The organism is Cellulosimicrobium sp. GQ32 (genome assembly GCF_059758455.1).
On sequence record NZ_JCAXEP010000006.1, the window covers coordinates 269,654 to 287,801 of the forward strand.

13 protein-coding genes are annotated in these 18,148 nt (G+C 76.3%); 4 read left to right on the forward strand and 9 right to left on the reverse strand.

The features are described from left to right. Position 1: 1 nt before the first annotated feature. The 7 genes from AC6CH9_RS12470 to pnuC form a co-directional block, all read right to left on the reverse strand. On the reverse strand, positions 2-1,531 hold the full coding sequence (locus AC6CH9_RS12470) for an AMP-binding protein (RefSeq protein ID WP_498155162.1): 1,530 nt from the start codon (positions 1,529-1,531) through the stop codon (positions 2-4). A 22-nt stretch (positions 1,532-1,553) separates the two neighbouring features. After that, positions 1,554-2,177 (reverse strand): hypothetical protein, encoded by a 624-nt coding sequence (locus tag AC6CH9_RS12475; RefSeq protein WP_498155163.1) that lies wholly within the window; start codon positions 2,175-2,177, stop codon positions 1,554-1,556. Next, positions 2,167-4,143, reverse strand: a complete 1,977-nt coding sequence (locus AC6CH9_RS12480) for a hypothetical protein (RefSeq protein ID WP_498155164.1) — start codon at positions 4,141-4,143, stop codon at positions 2,167-2,169. Before AC6CH9_RS12480 ends, AC6CH9_RS12475 begins: the two co-directional genes overlap by 11 nt. Then, positions 4,140-5,420: a hypothetical protein gene (locus AC6CH9_RS12485; RefSeq protein ID WP_498155165.1), complete on the reverse strand. Its 1,281-nt coding sequence runs from the start codon at positions 5,418-5,420 to the stop codon at positions 4,140-4,142. Before AC6CH9_RS12485 ends, AC6CH9_RS12480 begins: the two co-directional genes overlap by 4 nt. After that, positions 5,396-7,000 carry a MoxR family ATPase gene (locus AC6CH9_RS12490; RefSeq protein ID WP_498155166.1) on the reverse strand — a complete coding sequence of 535 codons (1,605 nt, stop codon included), beginning with the start codon at positions 6,998-7,000 and terminating at the stop codon, positions 5,396-5,398. Before AC6CH9_RS12490 ends, AC6CH9_RS12485 begins: the two co-directional genes overlap by 25 nt. Before the next feature lie 82 nt (positions 7,001-7,082). Beyond that, entirely contained in the window at positions 7,083-8,210 is a 1,128-nt protein-coding gene (locus tag AC6CH9_RS12495) for an AAA family ATPase (protein WP_498155167.1), read from the reverse strand. Then, positions 8,207-8,848, reverse strand: a complete 642-nt coding sequence (gene pnuC, locus AC6CH9_RS12500) for a nicotinamide riboside transporter PnuC (RefSeq protein ID WP_498155168.1) — start codon at positions 8,846-8,848, stop codon at positions 8,207-8,209. The genes AC6CH9_RS12495 and pnuC overlap by 4 nt, the downstream gene beginning before the upstream one ends. Before the next feature lie 235 nt (positions 8,849-9,083). Between pnuC and AC6CH9_RS12505 the strand changes: the two genes are divergently transcribed. Further along, positions 9,084-9,527 (forward strand): OsmC family peroxiredoxin, encoded by a 444-nt coding sequence (locus AC6CH9_RS12505; protein WP_141390928.1) that lies wholly within the window; start codon positions 9,084-9,086, stop codon positions 9,525-9,527. 102 nt (positions 9,528-9,629) lie between these two features. Here AC6CH9_RS12505 and AC6CH9_RS12510 read toward each other — a convergent pair whose 3' ends face one another. Continuing rightward, entirely contained in the window at positions 9,630-10,673 is a 1,044-nt protein-coding gene (locus tag AC6CH9_RS12510; RefSeq protein WP_498155169.1) for an NAD-dependent epimerase/dehydratase family protein, read from the reverse strand. Positions 10,674-10,736: 63 nt separating this feature from the next. Next, positions 10,737-11,447, reverse strand: coding sequence for a TetR/AcrR family transcriptional regulator (locus AC6CH9_RS12515; protein WP_498155170.1), 711 nt, complete (start codon positions 11,445-11,447; stop codon positions 10,737-10,739). Between the two features lie 115 nt (positions 11,448-11,562). Between AC6CH9_RS12515 and AC6CH9_RS12520 the strand changes: the two genes are divergently transcribed. The 3 genes from AC6CH9_RS12520 (at position 11,563) to AC6CH9_RS12530 (ending at position 18,141) form a co-directional block, all read left to right on the forward strand. Continuing rightward, a complete protein-coding gene (locus tag AC6CH9_RS12520) occupies positions 11,563-12,324 on the forward strand; it encodes a hypothetical protein (RefSeq protein ID WP_498155171.1) in 762 nt (253 codons plus the stop codon). After that, entirely contained in the window at positions 12,321-14,423 is a 2,103-nt protein-coding gene (locus AC6CH9_RS12525; protein WP_498155172.1) for a YhgE/Pip family protein, read from the forward strand. Before AC6CH9_RS12520 ends, AC6CH9_RS12525 begins: the two co-directional genes overlap by 4 nt. 799 nt (positions 14,424-15,222) lie before the next feature. Continuing rightward, positions 15,223-18,141, forward strand: a complete 2,919-nt coding sequence (locus tag AC6CH9_RS12530; RefSeq protein ID WP_498155198.1) for an FAD-binding and (Fe-S)-binding domain-containing protein — start codon at positions 15,223-15,225, stop codon at positions 18,139-18,141. Positions 18,142-18,148 lie beyond the last annotated feature (7 nt).

The following is an 18,148-nucleotide window of genomic DNA, read 5'->3' on the forward strand; positions in this document are numbered from 1 at the left end:
GTCACGCGGCACCGCCGGGCACGTCGCTGGACCAGCGGCGCGCGCGACCGGCGCCGAGCCGGGCCGGGCTCACCTCGCGCACGGTGACGCGGCGCCCCAGCAGGTGCCCGACGGCGTCGCCCGCGGCCCGTGCGGCCCGCGCCCCGGCGTCGCCCGGGACGTCGGGGACGACGTCGAGCGCGACGCTCCCGTCGGCGGACTGGTGGAGCTGCCACGCGGCCATGCCGTGCGCCTGGAGGTGCTGGGCGGCGTCGACCGACGGCACCCAGGCGCCGTCGGGCCGCAGGTAGCGCACGGGGGACCGGCCCTCGAGGTCGTGCAGCTCGACCAGCTCCCCGCGCCGCACGATCCGCGCGCGGTCCCCGGTGCGGTAGCGCAGGAGCGGCAGGTACGGGTTCTCGTCGACCGTGACGACGACCTCGCCGAGGTCGCCGTCGGGGACCGGCGCCCCGTCGTCGTCGAGGACCTCGACCCAGACGCGCCGGCCCGCGACGACGACGAACGGCCCCGCGTCGGTGCGGGCCGCGACCGCGCCGGTCTCGCGCAGCCCGTAGAGGTCCACGACGGGCACGTCCCACGTCGCGCGCAGGCGTGCGCGGGCGACGTCGGACAGGTGCGCGGCCCCGCTGACGAGCGCGACCGGGTGCAGCGCGAGGCCCTGCTCCTCCGCGAGCCGGGCGAGCGCGAGGAGCGGCAGCGGCGAGCTCGACACCACCTGCGGGTCCTGCGCCGCGAGGAACGCCGTGCGGTCGCCGGGGTGACTCCAGGCGCCGGGGTCGAGGTTCACGCGCGCCATGCTCGGGGCGGCGACACCCGGTCCGCGGCGGAACCCGGTCATCGCCGACGCGTACGTGAACGCCTCGCGCTGGTCCACGAGGTTCATCAGGCCCAGGCGGCCGGGCGCGGGCTCCCAGGCCGCGCCCGTGCGCGCGACGAGGTGCTGCAGGAGCACGAGGTCCGCCGCGACGGCCACCGGGTGCAGAGGGACGCGGACCGCCGCGCCGGTGCTGCCGGAGCTCGTGCCCTCGAGCACGCGGCCGAGCGGCACGTCCACCGGGACGAACGACGACACGTCGTGCCGCAGGTCGTCGCGCGTGACGGGGCGGACCGCGGTGAGGGGCGACCCGGCACGGCTCTCGCCGCGGTCGCGCGCCCGGCGGTACCGCGGCACGACGGCGTGCGCGCGGTCGACGAGCGTGCGCACCCAGGCGGGCGGTGCGAGGGGCGACCCGTCCGCGGCGGCGGGCGGCACGCCCCGGTCCTCGGCGCGGGTGTCGGCACGGGCGTCGGGGCGGCCGGCGGCGAGGCGGGCCGCGACCTCGTCGAGCACGGGCAGGTCGTCGGGGCGCAGCCGGTCGCCGGTGACGTGGACCCAGGCGGGCGCGGCGGGGTGGTCCCGCACGGCGTCGAGCGCGGCCCGGCCGGCGTCGTCGAGCGTGGGCCAGCGCTCCGCGTCGGTGAGCGCGACCGCCGAGCCGGGGGCGTACTCGTCGAGCGTGAGGTCGGGGGCGTCGTCGGGTGTCGTCGTCATGGAGTCCTCGTCAGGAGCTTCGTCAGTAGTTCGCGTACTGCGCGGCGGCCTCCTTGGCGCGCTTCTCCGCGAGCTCGCGCGCGAGCTGCTCGGCCCGCCGCGCCTCCTGGGCCATCTCGCGCGCGATCCGGCGCTGCTCCGCCGTGCTCACGGCGGCCCACCGGTCCTGGGCCACCTCGGGGCTCTCGCCCGCGGGCCGCAGCCCGAGCTCGCGCAGCACGGCGCGCGCCAGCTCCTCGCGCGCCGTGGGCGCGTGCAGCCAGTCGTCCGGCGTCCGCAGCAGCGCCAGGGCGGGCACGGTCTGCTCGACGACCCGGACGAGCGCGCCCGGAGTCGCGGCGGCCCGGAACGCGGGCGCGGCGAGCAGGTGCTCGTCGCGCAGGAGCCAGCAGACCGTCCCGGCGAGCGCCGCGTACGGGGCGTGGGTGCACAGCGCCTCCACGGCGGCGCGCTGCGAGCCGCGCAGCACGCCGACCGCGGCGGGGCCCGCGGCGGTGCGGGCGAGGAGGTCCGCGGTGTCGCCGACGAGCGCGGCGGCCGCGACCACGGGATGGTCCAGCACGTCCGGGGGCGTGTCGGCCAGGCGGTGCACGACGTCGGCGAGCGCGGGGCCCTCGACCGTGGGTCGGGCGGGGTCATCGGCCACGGCGGGCTCCTTCCGATCGACCTCGCGTTGTCCGGACGCCGGCCGGGGCGTCCGTCGGGGCGTCCGTCGAGGTGCCCCACAGCTCGCGCGCGAAGGCGCGGGCGAACGCGACGAGATCCTCCTGGGTCTGCACGGCGTGGACCCGGTAGCCGACCGCGTACCCCCGCACCGTCTCGGCGCCCTTCGCCGAGACGTCCAGCACGAGCGTGCCCCCGCCCCCGGCGGCGGCGACGGCACGCGCCGCGGTGCCCTCGTGGGGCGCGACCAGCTCGGCGTCGGGGCGCGTGCCCCACCGGAGCCGGACGACATCGTCGAACATCGAGACGACGCCGTCGTCGGAGATGACGGCGACGTGGCACGGGCGCGTGCGCGTCGGCGCGGCCCCGGTGGCCGGGTCGCCGAGGTGCGTGCGCTCCAGGAGCGGCACCGGGAACGACGTCGAGCCGCCGAAGTGCGCGACGACCGCGTCGAGCACGCGGTCCTCGTCGCGCACGAACCCGTCCGTCCCGGCGACCTGCTGCGGCCCGCTCCACGTCGTCGCCTGCACGCGCGCCCCGGCGCGCAGCGCCGAGAGCGCGAGGACGGCCCCGGCGAGCGCGATCGGTGCGACCCGCCGCGTCGGGTCAGGCATCGAGCCGGACGAGTCGAGGTAGAGGTCGAGGTCGACGGGCACGCGGTCGGGCTCGTCGCCCGTGTCCTCGTCGACCGACCGGCGCACGGTCGTGAACCCCGGCACGACGACGGGCGAGCGCAGCAACGTCCCCGTCCAGTCCACCTCGCTCAGCTCGTCGCCCACGTCCCACTGCTCGTGCGCGCCGAGCAGCGGCTCGGTGGCGCGCACGTGCTCGCGCACGGGGAACGGGACGAGGAGGGGCGCGGCGTGCTCGCGGTACCAGCGCCGGGCCGACGCCGCGGCGTCCGTCGTGAGCCCGAGCAGCCGGAGCGTCGCGTCGTAGTCCGCCGGCGCGAGGGCCTGGCCGGTCGCGTCGTGCGCGCCCTCGCCGCCCGCCCCAGGGGCGTGCTGCGCGGAGTCCGGTCGCGCCGGGGGTTCGTCGTCCGCGCCCAGCCCGAGGTCCCCGACCACGCGCGGGTCGAGCGCGGGGTGGCGCACGGGCTCGACGGCGCGCGGGTCGGTCGCGAGCCCGCCCGGGACCGCCCCGGCCACCTCGTCCTGGCCGCAGACCACCTGGGGCAGCGTGGACCGCCGACGCCGGAGGTGGCGCCGACGGGCCTCGCGGTCGCCGAGCTCGGGTCGTGCCCGGCGGCGCGGGTCCTGCGCGGTCGCCGGCGACCCCGCCTCCGACGCGAGCAGCGTGCGCAGCAGCGCGGCGAACCCCGCGGCGCCGCCGACGGGGTCGTCCGCGTAAGCGCGCACGAGCCGGGCCACGAGCGTCGCCTCACGCTCGGCCACGGGGACGTCCGATGCGGTGAGGTCGCCGCGGGGCAGGCCCCAGAGGATCTCGTCCGCGCGCAGCACGGTCTGCATGACCGTGCTCGTCCCCGGGCCCAGCGCGCGCCACAGCCCGGCGAGGTCGATCCCGGCGCGGCGCTGGAGCCGGTCGTTGATGAGCAGGTCGCTCCACAGGTTGGCGGTGAGCGGCGCGAGCTGGTCCTGGTCCACGAGCCCGGCGCGCGTGCGCGCGACGAGGAGCGCGCTCGTCGTGAGGTCGCCGGGGGAGAGCACGTGGTGCCCCACCTCGTGCGCGAGGACCGCGACCGCGTGGTCCTCGATCCCCAGCTCCACGACCTCGGCGAGGTCCACGTGGACGCTCACGCGCGTCGTCGAGAACCACGCGAACGACCCGACCCCCTCCGGGGCGGTGCCGGGGCCGTGCAGCGTCGGGGCGCCCAGGCGCGTGAACCGCCCCCAGGCCGCGAGCGCCTCGGGCCACGCCGCGTGCCACCGCTCGCGCAGCGCCCCGAGGTCGGGCGGTGCGTCGGGGCGCTCCCGTGCCGCCGCGCTCACCGGGGCCACCGCACGAGGAGGACGTCGTACGAGCCGGTCCGGCTCAGCAGCGCGAGCCGGCCCGACGGCGTCTCGACCACCGCGGCGCCGCTCACGTCGCTCAGGACGTCGTCGGGGGCCGGTGCGGCCGCACGCCGGCCGGCGGGACCGTGGTCCGACCCGTGCAGCCCCTGGCCGACGGCGTCGGGCCTGGGCGGGGTGACCGTGCCCGTCGCGTGGTCGCCGGAACCCGGGGCGCGCGCGACGAACGCGCCGTGGACGTCGGCGACGAGCGTCCACTCGACCGTCTCGTCCCCGACCGTGACGGCGTGCGTGCCGTCGGCCGCGGTGCCCGCCGCGGCCGGCGGGCCGTCGCCGGTCGAGAGCAGCACCCAGCGCAGGCCCGGGTGGCGCGCGTCGGCACCGACGACAAGCGCGGGCGACCGCCACGGGCCGCCGAACCCGCGGAAGCCGCCGAACCGGCCCAGTACCTGGGCAGGACCGGGAGCACCCGGCAGGCGGACCCACCTCGTGCCGGCGCGGCCGTCGCACTCCTGGTCGCCCTCGCCGTCGGCGGGCCACCACCACGGGTCGGCGGCGTGGCGGTCGAGCACGGTCCCCAGGTCGGTGGGACCGGTGCGCGCGTCCGTGCCGGTCGCCGGGAGCGAGAGCGCCGCCCGTGCGACCTGTGCCGGGAGCGAGCGCGCGGCGTCCAGCGCCGCGCCCCGGTAGCGCACGAGCCCGCTGCGCCACGCGGCGACGAGCACCGCGCCCCGGACCGTGCCGGCCGCCGACGCACCTGGCCCCGCGGCGGGCGTCGCCTCGGCTGCGGCGACGACGCGCGCCGCCCAGCCTGCGACGTCCCCCCGTGACCCCGGCCCGCCGCCGACGGCCCGCGCGCCGTCGACGACGGCTGCGACCGTGACCGCGGGCGCTGCCGCGAGCCACGGTCCCAGGCGCGGCACCAGGTCGAGGACGGCGTGCCGCTCCGGCCCGCCGACGCGCCAGCGCCGCGCCGCCACGAGCCGCGCGACCGCGTCGACGAGCGCGTCGCACGTCGCCGCGAAGGCGTCGGCCCCGAGCGGGCCGGCGAGCGGGTCCGCCGCGACGGCCGCCTCGCGCACCGCCTCGGCGAGCACCTCCCGGTCCGCGCCGAGCGCCAGGGCGCGGGCGAGCGCCGCGTCGTAGCGCTCGCGCGCGGCGAGCGCGCGGGACGAGAACGCGGCCGGTGCGACCTCGCGCGCCTCTGGTGCGGGACCGGTGGCGACCCCGGTCACGCGCCGCTCCAGCGCAGCCACGCGAGGTAGTTCGTGTACCGCTGGTGGGCGTACTTGAGCGCGAGCGCGTCCTCGTACACGTGGCCGTGGAGCTTGGCGTGCTTCTCCCACGACGCGAGGACCTGCTCGATCCGGGCGAGCCGGCGCAGCACGTCCGCCTCGGGCAGCCCCTCGAACCCGGCCGCGACGTCCGCGAGGACTGCCCCCACGTCGTCCTGGTCGTCGAGGCCGGCGGCGTCGTACTGCCGGCACGCCGTGTCGAACAGGTCGCGGATCCACGACACGCGGTCCGAGCGCAGCGGCTCGCGCTCGCGGTCGTCGAACGGGGCCGACTGGAGGTCCGGGAGCAGCTTGTCGTGCAGGACGAACGGGAGCACCGCGCGCAGGTCGGCGAGCTCCACCTCGGCGTCCCCGCGGAAGTACGCCATCGCCTTCGCGTACGCGACGAGCGACTGGAGCGCGCGCACCGACAGGCCGTTGAGCGTCTGCGCGCCCACGTCGCCCAGGCGGTCGCGGCCCGTGTCCGCCGTCGCGACGAGGTGCGGGTCGACGCCCGCGACGCGCGCCGTGTCCTTGGTCCGGTACTCGAACTGCCACCCCGCGCGCTCCAGCACCTCGAGCTGGCTCGCGAAGAACTCGAGGCGACGGCGCACCGGCTCCGGGAACGGGACGGCGAGGATCGCGGCGTGCAGCGCGTCGTGCTCGGCGGCGTCGAACACGATCTCGGGCGGCACGTTCTCCTCCGGGCGCACGCGCCGTTCGGCCCGCGCCACGAGGTCGCCGAGGAAGCGGTTGTTGAACGGCAGCGCGTGCACGACGACGTCGATGCGGTCCCGCAGCGCGTCCACGACCTGGTACGTGCCGCCGCCCGCGTCGTCGTTCGCCGTGAGGTACCAGGCGGCGTCGCCCGTCTCGTACACCTGGTCGTAGACCTCGACGTACCCGTCCGCGAGCACCGTGAGCAGCGCCGACTGCGTGCGCGTCGGGATGCGGTTGTACTCGTCGACGATCTTCACGCGCATGCCCAGCCACGAGCGCCACGCGACGTCCACGTCCGCGAGGCTGTCCGCCTGCACGAGGTCCTTGGGCAGGGGCGTGCCGAACAGGTCCGACACGGTGAGCTGCGGGTGCCCGTGCTGCATGGCGCGGCGCACCTCGCGCACCGGGTAGCCGGCGAGGACGCCCATGAGCACGGCGCTCGCGGTCTTCCCACGGCCCGGCCCGCCGATCATGAGGCACCGCCCGCGCACGGCGAACGTCAGGAGCGGCAGCAGCACGAAGCTCGAGTACGACTGGTCGCTCGGCAGCGTCAGCAGCGCCTTCGAGTCGCCGAGGCGGAAGCTCGTCTCCCGCGCGCCGGGCGCCGCGAACTCGACGTCGTAGTGCGGGCTGATGATCGCGTGGTTGACGACCCAGAAGTACGCCTGGCGCAGCTTCTCGTCGAGCGGCAGACCGCTCGGGACCGTGCCGCCGTCAGAGCCCGCCTCGGCGACGGGCGTGCCGAACAGGTCGTCGACGCTCAGGGCGAACGGGTCGCGCGCGGCCTGCCCCGCGGGCTGTGGTCGGGTCGGCGCGGAGGACACGTGCTCGAGATCGGTCACGGGCCGATCCTGCCACCGCCGTGCGCGGGTCGTGGGGACGTCCGTGCCAGGTCCGCGGGCCTCGCCCGGGCGGGCCTGGGGATCAGAAGGCGTCGGTCCCGGCCTGGGGGAGCGGGTCGGCGACGTGGCGCGGCGTCGCGAGCAGCGGCCCGACGGCGGCCAGGGCCTGGGCGAGCCGGCTCGCCCGGTCGCCGCGCACCTCGAACCACGGGACGCCGGGGTGGGCGCCGTCCGGTGTCGGGAGCTCGGCGGGGCCGAGGTGCTGCACGACGTCGGCCGGGTCGCCGAGGCGGGGGCCGGTCGCGGCGAGGACCTCGCGGAACCGGTGCTGCATCGCGTGGCGCACGTGCTCGCCGTCGCGCAGGCCGTCCTGGACGAACGGGATCTCGTCGCCGGTGAGGACGTAGAGGTCGGGGCGGCGGGCGGCGGCGAGCGCCTCGACGGTGGGGGAGCGGTGGCCCACGTAGCGCTCGTGCCACAGGGTCGTGGCGAGCACGTCCGTGTCGCACACGAGGAGCGGGACGGGCGACGTCGCGGCGGCGTCGTCCTCGCGCCGGGCCTGCTCGCGCGCGACGAGGTCGAACTCGGCGGTGTGCCACGGTGCGGAGAGCCCGCCGGGCCGGACCTCGGACCACTCGCGCCCGAACTCCAGCACCGGGTCGAGCCCGAGGTGGGCGGCGAGGTCGGCGGCGAGCGTCGTCGAGCCGGTGGACTCGGCGCCGAGCACGACGACGCGCCGCACGTACCAGGACCGGACCGGCGCGGGCAGCGCCCACCAGTGCGCCGCGGGGTCGGCGCGCACGGCCGACCCGGACACGGGCAGGTGGCGGCGGTCGGGGTCCACCTGGACCCACGTCGCGTCGAACCGCCGGGCGAGCTCGACCCCGTACCGGTCGGACGTGAGCACCGCGTCGACCGGCGGGTCGTCCGGGTCGAGGAGGGAGCGCATGACCTTGACGTGCTCGTCCCACGCGTCCGGGTCGGCGTAGTCGACGGGCGCGTCGTCGAGCCCGTGCACGACCCGCGCACCGGGCAGCTCGGCCCGCAGCCACGCGGCACGCAGCGCGGCGGGGATCGACTCGCGCGTCGAGGCGAGCACCTGGACGGTGACGCGCTCGCAGCGCGCGAGCGCGGTGCGGACCAGGTGCACGTGGCCGGCGTGCGGCGGGTAGAACTTGCCGATCACGAGGCCGTGGGCGAGCCGCGTCACCGGGCCTGCTCCGCGTCGTCGGGCACGGGGGCCGGGCCGACGGCACGCGTCTCCGCGGTGCCCGCCGCCGGCTCCGCGCCGGGGTCGCGCCGTGCCGCCGACCACTCGCGCAGACCCTGCACGCACAGCGCGACGAACCCCACGTAGAGCGCGGCGGTGAGCCACAGGCCCTGGCTCGCGTAGAGCCCGACGAGCACGACGTCCGTCGCGATCCACACCCACCAGTTGCCGATCCACTTGCGCCCGAGCATCGTCTGCGCGAGCAGGCTCGACGACGTCGTGAGGGCGTCCCAGAACGGCACCGCGGAGTCGGTCCACGTGGTGAGGACGGCGACGAGCGCCGCCGTGGTCGCCGCGGCGGCGGCCAGCCCGACCACCCACGCCGCGCGCGGCGTGCGGTGCACGACGAGCCGTCCCCGGTCGGTGCCGCCGCGGAGCCACCAGTACCAGCCGAGCGCGCCGAGCACGAGGTACACGACCTGGAGCCCGGCGTTCGCGTACAGGCCGGTGCCGGTGAACAGCACGAGGAACACGACGTTGTTGGCCAGCCCGACGGGGAACGTCCACACGTTCTGCCGCACCGCGAGCCACACGCACGCGGCGCCCGTGACGAACCCCAGGATCTCCTCGACGCTCACGGGCGCTCACTCTACGGGCGCGGCGCCGAGAGCCCGGGCGGCGCTCGCGTGAGCGCTCCGCCACCTCGGCGCCTGCGGTCGAGATCGGCGCTTGCGACCGCCGATCTCGACCGGGACCGCCGATCTCGCGGCACTGTGACGTGCACCGCGCTCGGGGGCAGGCGGGCCGTCGGGGCGTTACGGTCGGGACGAGCCCGGTCCCTCCCGGGCACCCCGACGTCGAAGGAGATCTCGCATGCCCACGCGTATCGCTCGTACCGCCTGGAACGGTGGACTGCAGGACGGTCAGGGCCAGGTCGAGCTGTCGAGCTCGAAGGTCGGCACGTACGACGTCTCGTTCCCGCGCCGCGCCGCGGACGACGCGGGCGGTGTCACGAGCCCCGAGGAGCTCATCGCCGCCGCGCACTCGTCCTGCTACGCCATGCAGTTCTCGGCGGTGCTCGCCGAGGCGGGCGCGACGCCCGTCTCGCTCGAGGTGACCGCCGAGGTCACGCTCGCGCCGGACCCGGCCGGTGGCTTCCAGATCCCGACGATCGCGCTCACCGTCCGGGGCGAGGTCGAGGGCATCGACGAGGCCGGGTTCCAGCAGGCGGCCGAGACGGCCAAGGCGACGTGTCCCGTGTCGAAGGCGCTCGCGGGTGTCCCGACGATCACGCTGGACGCCGCGCTCGAGAGCTGACGCACGCGCACCCGCGCGCCGAGCACGACATGAGGGTCGCTATCCCACGGGTAGCGACCCTCATGTCGTGCTCGGCGACGCCCGGGGCGCAGCCGGGTGAGTTCAGCGGGGGAGGAGCGGCGGGGTCGAGGTGCCGGCGCCGTCACGGATACCGTCGACGAGCTCGGCGAGCGTGTCCTTCGCGCCGTGTGCCGGGTGCCACCGCAGGAGCTCCCCGGCGAGGCTCGTGTCCAGCACGGGGACGCGCATCGCCATGTCGAGCCAGCCCTCTCCGACCGGCACCAGGCGGGCCCGCCACGCGGCCGCGACCGCCGTGCGCGCGGTGCCGTACGGGACGGTGCGCAGCGAGCCGTCCGCGACGACGTCCGCCACGTCCTGCGGCGTGAGCACCGTGGGGTGCGCGACGTTGAACGGTCCCGGGTGCCGGCCGACCACGATGCGCGCGTACGCCTCCGCGACGTCCTCGGCGTGCACCACCTGGAGCCGTAGGCCGTCGGGCAGCGGGACGGTGGGCAGGGGTGCGCGGCGGAGCGCGCGCGTGCCGAACGGACCCAGGAAGTACCGGGCGATCTCGGAGGCGGCGTCGCGCTGGAACACCAGGGCCGAGCGGACGCGCGAGACGACGATCCCGCTGTGGCGGTCGACCTCGTCGAGGAGCGACTCCACGGCCGCCTTGTCCTCGGAGTACGACGAGCCGGGCACGCCCTCGACGGGCCAGCCCTCGTTGACGGGGACGTCGCGCGCGTCGCCCGCGTACGGGGCGGGCGAGTAGGCGCCGACCGACGACGCGGCGACGAGGTGCGCGACCCCGGCGCGCTGCGCGGCCTCGACCACCCGCCGCGTGCCCTCGACGTTGACGCGGCGCAGGCGCTTGCGGTCGTGGCTCGGCTGGATCGCCCACGCGAGGTGCACGACGACGTCCGCCCCGGCGAACGCGGCGTCGAGCCGCTCGTCCGCGTCGGCCGCGGCGACGTCCGCGTACCGCCACGTCGCCGCGTCGTGCGGGGCCCGCACGGTGCTCGAGCCGTCGGCGCGCGGCACGCGTCGCGCGACGGCCACGAGGGACGTCACGACGGGTTCGGCCGCGAGCCGGCGCAGCACCGCCGTGCCGACGTTCCCGCTCGCCCCGACGACCACCACGCGCATGCGCTGCCTCCCGACCTCGTCCGCGCCGCCCTCTGTGCGTGTCCGGCGGGCGCTCTCCCGACGCTAGCCCGCCGCGCCCGAGTTCGCCCGGGCGATGGCGAGGACGGCACCCCGCGCGGGCTCGGGGAGCTCGGGCACGAGGACGACGGTGCTCGCGAGGACGAGCCGTTCGATCTCCGCGCGCGACAGGTCGCCGCCCCCGAGCCACGCGGCGGTGACGTTCTCGACGAGCGCGACCCAGCCTGCCGCGATGAGCCGCAGGCGCGGCGAGGCGAGGGGCGAGCCGGACGTCGTCGCGGAGACCGTCGAGGTGAGGCGGGCGACGAGGCCCTCGCGGACGCGCGCGAGCGCCTCCTGCGTCGCGTCGTCCTCGCCGAGAGCGCCCCGCCAGAGGTCCTGCCAGACGAGCCGCCTGGCCTCGACCGCGTCGAGGAACGACGCGACGGCGAGCGCCGGGCGCTCCACGAGGGGACGATCGTCCGGTGCGACGGTCGCTGCCTCGAGCCCCGCCACGGCCTCGAGCGCGACGGCCCGGCGCAGCCCGGCGGTGGACCCGAAGTAGTGGAAGACGAGCGCCTTGGACGCCCCGGCGCGCGCGGCGACCGCCGCGGGCGTGAGCGAGTCCAGGCCGTGCTCGTCGGCCTGCTGCGCGGCGGCGTCGAGCAGCTCGCGACGGCGGTCGGCGGGCTCGCGACGGCGGCGCGCGCCGTGCGGCGGGCCTGCCGCGTCGGCGGGGGACGGGGGATCGACGGAGCGAGCGGGCGAGCGGGGCATGGCATCCGTTGTACGCCGTTGTTGACCACGAGTCAACAAGAGGCGTAGCGTTGTTGACCGTGAGTCAACGGCGTCCTCGGTGAGGGCCGGGGACCCACGAGAGGGAAGAGCCGGGATGCAGATCACGCTGACGGACGTCCGCGTCGACGGGCGGCGCGAGCCGATGCTCGAGTCGATGGACCTCGCCTGGTCCGCGGGCGAGTGCGTCCTCGTCGCGGGCGAGCCCGGGCACGGGCACACCGCCCTCGCGCTCGTCGCCACGGGACGGTTCGACCCGTCCGCGGGCGAGGTCCGGCTCCTGCCGGCGAGCACGCCGTCGCGCCGCGCCGGGCGCGCGTCCCGCGGCGCCGCCGCGACCCTGCGCGACGTCACCGCCGTCGTCGACGTCCCCGGCATCAGCGAGCCCGACGACGCGCTCACCGTGTCCGACGTCGTCGCCGAGGGCCTCGCGCTCGCCGGGCGACGGTCGCTGCCCTCCGACGTGACGCGCTGGCTCGCCGACCACTCGCTCGCCGCCGACCGCGCGCGGCGTCTCGACCAGGTCCCCGGGGTCGTGCGCACCGCCCTGCTCGCGGCGCTCGCGGCCGAGGACCCCGACGTCCGGTTCCTCGTGCTCACCCTCCCCGACCGCCACGGGGGCGAGCCGTCGGGCTGGTGGGAGGTCGCGCAGTCGCTCGCCGGCGCGGGCTACGGCGTCCTCGTGCAGTGCACGCGCGCGTCGGCCCGCGACCTCGGCGTCGACCTCCCGCCCGCGCGCGGGTCGTCGATCCACGAGCCGCCCGTCGTCGTGCTCCGCACCCGCCCCACCCCGCCGCCCGACCCGGACCCGGTCGAGGCACCCGCCGCTGCCGAGAACGACCCCGAGGAGGGCCGATGACCGCGATCCGCCTCGGGCTGTCCGAGCTGCGCCGCCTCGCCGCGGGCACGCTGCCGCGCCTCGCCATCCTCGCGATGGCGCTCATCCCCACCCTCTACGCCGGGCTGTACCTGTTCGCGAACCACGACCCGTACGACAAGCTCGACGAGATCCCCGCCGCGCTCGTGGTGCTCGACGAGGGCACGACGACCACCGACGCCCAGACGGGCGCGACGACGCGACGCGACTTCGGGCGCGACGTCGCCGACCAGCTCCTCGACGACGGCGGCTTCGGCTGGGTCGAGACGAGCCAGGTGGACGCCGAGTACGGCGTGCGGTCCGGGCGGTACGACGCCGCGCTCGTCATCGGGCCGACGTTCTCCGCGGACCTCGCGTCCGCGGGCGAGTTCGAGCCGCAGCAGGCGAGCCTCACGCTCATCACCAACGACGCGAACAACTACCTCGCGCGCACGATCGCGGACCAGATCGTCGGCAAGGTGCGCGACTCGATCGCCGAGCAGGTCGGCACCGAGGCGGCCGACACGTTCCTGCGCGGCTTCGCGTCCATCCACACCAACCTCGCCGACGCCGTCGACGGCGCGGACCAGCTCCTCGACGGCGCGACGCAGCTCCGCGACGGGCTCGTCACCGCCGACGACGGCGCGCACACGCTCGCCACGGGCGCGGGCCAGGCCGCGGACGGCGCCGAGCGCCTCGACGCGAGCACGGGGACGCTCGCGGACGCCGTCGGGCAGCTCGACGACGGCGCCGAGTCGCTCGCGTCCGGGCTCGGCACGCTCCGGGGTGCGACGTCGTCCCTGCCCACCCAGACCCAGCAGCTCGCCGACGGCGCCGCGCAGGTCGCGGACGGGAACGCGCAGGTCGCGCAGTACGGGCAGCAGGCGGCCGCGGCCGCGGGCGAGGTGCTCCCGACGCTCGACACGATCCGCGGCGACGTCGACGCGCGGCTCGACCAGCTCGTCGCCGACGGCGTCATCGACCAGGCGACGGCCGACCAGGTGCGGTCGCAGGTCGCCCCCGTGCTCGACCAGCAGCGCGAGCAGGTCCAGGGCGCCGTCGACCAGGTGACAGCGGCGTCCGGGAAGCTCGACCAGCTCGCCGACGGCTCGCGCCAGGTGTCCGACGGCGCGGCCCGGCTCGCCGCCGCGACGCCGCAGCTGACCTCCGGCATCGCGAGCGCGGCGGACGGCGCGGACCGCCTCGCCGACGGCACGGGGCAGCTCGCGGCCGCGACCCCGCAGCTCGTGGACGGCGTCTCGCAGCTCGCCGACGGCACGCGCCAGGTGTCCGACGGCGCGACCTCGCTCGCGGACGGCACGTCGCAGCTGCGCGACGGGTCGGGCGAGCTCGTCGACGGCGTCACCCAGCTCCGCGACGGGCTCGCCGAGGGCCTGGGGCAGGTGCCGGACCTCGACGAGCAGACCCGCCAGGACACTGCCGAGACCATCGGCAACCCCGTCTCCGTCGAGAACGAGGCGCTCTCCTCCGCCGGCACGTACGGCGGCGGCCTCGCGCCGTTCTTCCTGTCGCTCGCGACGTGGATCGGCGCCTACGTGCTCTTCCTGCTCGTGCGCCCGCTGTCGTCGCGGGCCCTCGCCGCCGGGCGGTCCGGCCTGGCCACCGCCCTGGGCGGGTGGCTCACCCCGGCCGCGATCGGCGTCGTGCAGGTCGCGGCCATGTTCACCGTGACCAAGTTCGCGCTCGACATCGACCCCGTGCACGGGGTCGGGACCGCGCTGTTCCTCGTGCTGGTGTCCGCGACGTTCGTCGCGATCCTCCAGGCGCTCAACGTCTGGCTCGGCGCCGCGGGCCAGTTCCTCGGGCTCGTGCTCATGCTCGTCCAGCTCGTCACCGCGGGCGGCACGTTCCCGTGGCAGACGATCCCCGAGCCGCTGCGCTCCATGCACCGGTTCCTCCCCATGACGTACGCGGTCGAGGGTCTGCGCCAGCTCCTCTACGGCGGCAACATGGCGACGGTCACGCGCGACGTCACGGTGCTCGTCGTCGTGCTGGTCGCCGCCCTCGCCCTGACGACGGTCGCCGCCCGCAAGCAGCGCGTCTGGACCATCAAGAAGCTCCAACCGGAGCTCGTCCTCTGACCCACGAGACAGAGGCCCGTTCCGCCGAGGTAGAGCCGTGGTCTGCCGAGGTAGAGGCGTGGTCACCCGAGGTAGAGCCGTGGTCTGCCGAGGTAGAGCCGTGGTCGCGCGAGGTAGAGGCGTGGTCATGCCCGACGGCGTGTGGTCGCCCGGGGTGGTCGGGGTGGGTGGTGGCGCCGCGTCGACCATCCGCCGCTCGTTCCTCGCGTCGCTTGCGCGTTCTCGGTCGGGATCGTCCTGCGTTCGCCGGCTCACTCCGGACGATCCCTCGTGCCAGGCCCGCCACGACGCGGCACCACCACCCACCCCGCCCCGGCGTCGTCTCACCTGGTCTTCACGCACCCGGGCGAACCATCCGCGGCGTCGTTCGCTCACGTCGGGCAGCGGCGACCCGCCCGCGGCGGGCGACCGGCCGCCGTCGGGCATCAGGTGCCCGTGCCGGCCGCAACTTCGGCCGTGATAGGTGACCACGCGCCGTCCGGCATGACCAGGCCTCTACGTCGGCGGACCAGGCCTCTACGTCGGCGGACCATGCCTCTACCTCGATCGACCAGGGCTCTACCTCGGCAGATCGGCTGCCAGGGGGCGGACGGTTCCGGGGCCTCGAGCGCGAGGGTGCGACAATCGCGACGTGTCCGCTGAGATCGACGCCACCCCGACCCCCGCCCCGCAGCACGACGGGAACGGTTCGCGGCGGTCCGGCTCCCGCGCGACGACGTCGCCGGAGGCGGAGCGCGCGGCCGCTCTCCGCGAGGCCGAACGGGCGGCCGACGCCGCCCGCACGGCGCTCGCCGAGGCGCTGCGGACGGTCGTGCGCGGCGGGGTGGACTCCTCCACGCGGCGCCGGGCCGAGTACTCGACGGACGCGTCGAACTACCGCGTCGTGCCCGAGGCCGTGGTGTACCCGCAGGACGCGGACGACGTCGTCGCGGCGCTCGACGTGCTGCGCGAGCTCGAGATCCCGGTCACCGCGCGCGGCGCGGGGACGTCGGTGGCGGGCAACTCGATCGGACCGGGCGTGGTCCTCGACTTCACGCGGCACGTGAACCGCGTGCTCGACGTGGACCCGGAGGCGCGCACGGCGCGCATCGAGCCGGGCGTGGTCATGTCGGCGCTCCAGCAGGAGGCCGCGCCGCACGGGCTGCGGTTCGGGCCGGACCCGTCGACGCAGAACCGCGCGACGCTCGGCGGCATGATCGGGAACAACGCGTGCGGGCCGCACGCGGTCGCGTACGGACGCACGGTCGACAACGTGATCGAGCTCGACGTCGTCGACGGCCGCGGGCGCCGCTTCACCGCCGGCAAGGGCGACCCGACGTTCGCCGACGTCCCCGGGCTCGCGGAGCTCGTCCGGGAGAACCTCGCGCTGATCCGCACGGAGTTCGGGCGGTTCGGGCGCCAGGTGTCGGGCTACTCGCTCGAGCACCTGCTGCCGGAGAACGGGTCGGACCTCGCGAAGGCGCTCGTCGGCACCGAGGGCACGCTCGTGACGATCCTCGAGGCGACGGTCCGCCTGGTGCCGGTGCCGTCCAAGCCGACGCTCGTCGTGCTGGGCTACCCCGACATGCCCTCGGCGGCCGACGACGTCCCGACCTTCCTGAACCTCAGCCCGCTCGCGGTCGAGGGGCTCGACGCGCGGCTCGTCGACGTCGTACGTCGCGCCAAGGGCGACGCGTCCGTGCCGCCGCTGCCGCCGGGCGCCGGCTGGCTCATGGTCGAGGTCGGCGGCGCGACCCCCGAGGAGGCGATGGCGAACGCGGAGGCGATCGTCGCGGCGTCGGGCAGCGAGGCGACGATGATCCTGCCCGCGGGACCCGAGGCGACCAAGATGTGGCAGATCCGGGCCGACGGCGCAGGGCTCGCCGGGCGCACGCCCGCGGGCGAGCAGGCGTGGCCGGGCTGGGAGGACTCCGCCGTCCCGCCGGAGCGGCTGGGCGACTATCTGCGCGACCTCGACGCGCTCATGGCGCGCTACGGCGTCGACGGCCTGCCGTACGGGCACTTCGGGGACGGGTGCGTGCACCTGCGCATCGACATCCCGCTCGAGGCGTCGGGGTCCGTGCTGCGCACGTTCATGCTGGAGGCGGCCGAGCTCGTCGCGAAGTACGGCGGCTCGCTCTCGGGTGAGCACGGCGACGGGCGCGCGCGCTCCGAGCTGCTGCCGGTCATGTACAGCCCCGAGGCGATCGCGCTCATGGAGCGGTTCAAGGCGCTGTTCGACCCGCAGGACGTCATGAACCCCGGCGTCGTGGTGCGCCCCAGCGCCGTCGACGACGACCTGCGCCGCCCGCACGCGCACCCGCTGCTGTCGAAGGTCGGCGCGCCGGGGACGCCCGGGACGAGTACGGCCGCGCCCGCGAAGGTCACGAAGATCTCGCGTCGCGCCGGCTACCAGGGCTTCTCGTTCGCGCACGACCACGGCGACATGACGCAGGCCGTGCACCGCTGCGTCGGCGTCGGCAAGTGCCGCGCGGACACCAGCGCCGCGGGCGGGTTCATGTGCCCGTCGTACCAGGCGACCAAGGACGAGAAGGACGTCACGCGCGCCCGTGCCCGCGTGCTCCAGGAGGCCGTGAACGGGACGCTCGTCGGCGGCCTCGCGGCGCCGGAGGTGCGTGACTCGCTCGACCTGTGCCTGTCCTGCAAGGCGTGCTCGAGCGACTGCCCCGCGGGCGTCGACATGGCGCAGTACAAGTCCGAGGTCCTCTACCGTACGTACCGCGGCAAGCTGCGCCCGGTCGACCACTACTCGCTCGGTTGGCTGCCGATCTGGGCGCGGCTCGCGACCGGGATGCCGCGCCTGGCCAACAAGCTGCTCGGCATCCGCCCGCTCGCGAAGACGGTCCTGTGGGCGGGCGGCATGGACACGCGCCGCTCGATGACGACGTTCGCCGAGGTGCCCTTCCGCACGTGGTGGAAGCGCGGCGGCGCGACGCAGGGCGTACCCGGACTGCGCATCGGCGAGCGGCCCGGCCACCCCGTGCGCGACGAGCGCCCCAAGGTCGTGCTGTGGACCGACTCGTTCAGCGACAACATGTCGCCCGGGGTGCCGCAGGCGGCCGTCAAGGTGCTCACCGCGGCCGGGTACGACGTCGTCGTCCCGGACGAGCAGGCGTGCTGCGGCCTCACGTGGATCAGCACGGGCCAGCTCGACGGCGCGCGCAAGCGCCTGGAGAACCTCCTGTCCGTGCTCGGCCCGTACGCCGTGAACGGCATCCCGATCATGGGGCTCGAGCCGTCGTGCACCGCGGTGCTGCGCTCCGACCTCGTGGACCTGTTCCCCGACGACCCGCGCGCCCAGGCGGTCTCCGCCGCGACGCGCACGCTCGCCGAGCTCCTCACGTCGGTCGACACGGCGCCCGGGCGCGAGTCGGGGTGGCGCGTGCCCGACCTCTCTGACGTGACGGCCGTCGTGCAGCCGCACTGCCACCAGCACTCGGTGATGGGCTTCGCCGCGGACGAGCGCCTGCTGCGCGACGCGGGCGCGACGATCAAGGTGCTCGCCGGCTGCTGCGGCCTCGCGGGCAACTTCGGCATGCAGAACGGCCACTACGAGACGTCGGTCGCGGTCGCGGAGAACGCGCTGCTGCCCGCGCTGCGCGACGCCGCCCCCGGCGACGTGTACCTCGCGGACGGGTTCTCGTGCCGCACCCAGGCCGACGACCTCGCCGGCGTGCAGGGCAAGGCTCTCGTCGAGCTGCTCGCCGAGCGGCTCTGAGCGTCGC

What these genes read in the sequence shown, in the direction of transcription:
- AC6CH9_RS12515 (WP_498155170.1), bottom strand. Translation starts at nt 11,447, where the DNA reads ATGCCCCGCTCGCCCGCTCGCTCCGTCGATCCCCCGTCCCCCGCCGAC.
- AC6CH9_RS12470 (WP_498155162.1), bottom strand. Translation starts at nt 1,531, where the DNA reads ATGACGACGACACCCGACGACGCCCCCGACCTCACGCTCGACGAGTAC.
- AC6CH9_RS12525 (WP_498155172.1), top strand. Translation starts at nt 12,321, where the DNA reads ATGACCGCGATCCGCCTCGGGCTGTCCGAGCTGCGCCGCCTCGCCGCG.
- AC6CH9_RS12505 (WP_141390928.1), top strand. Translation starts at nt 9,084, where the DNA reads ATGCCCACGCGTATCGCTCGTACCGCCTGGAACGGTGGACTGCAGGAC.
- AC6CH9_RS12510 (WP_498155169.1), bottom strand. Translation starts at nt 10,673, where the DNA reads ATGCGCGTGGTGGTCGTCGGGGCGAGCGGGAACGTCGGCACGGCGGTG.
- AC6CH9_RS12520 (WP_498155171.1), top strand. Translation starts at nt 11,563, where the DNA reads ATGCAGATCACGCTGACGGACGTCCGCGTCGACGGGCGGCGCGAGCCG.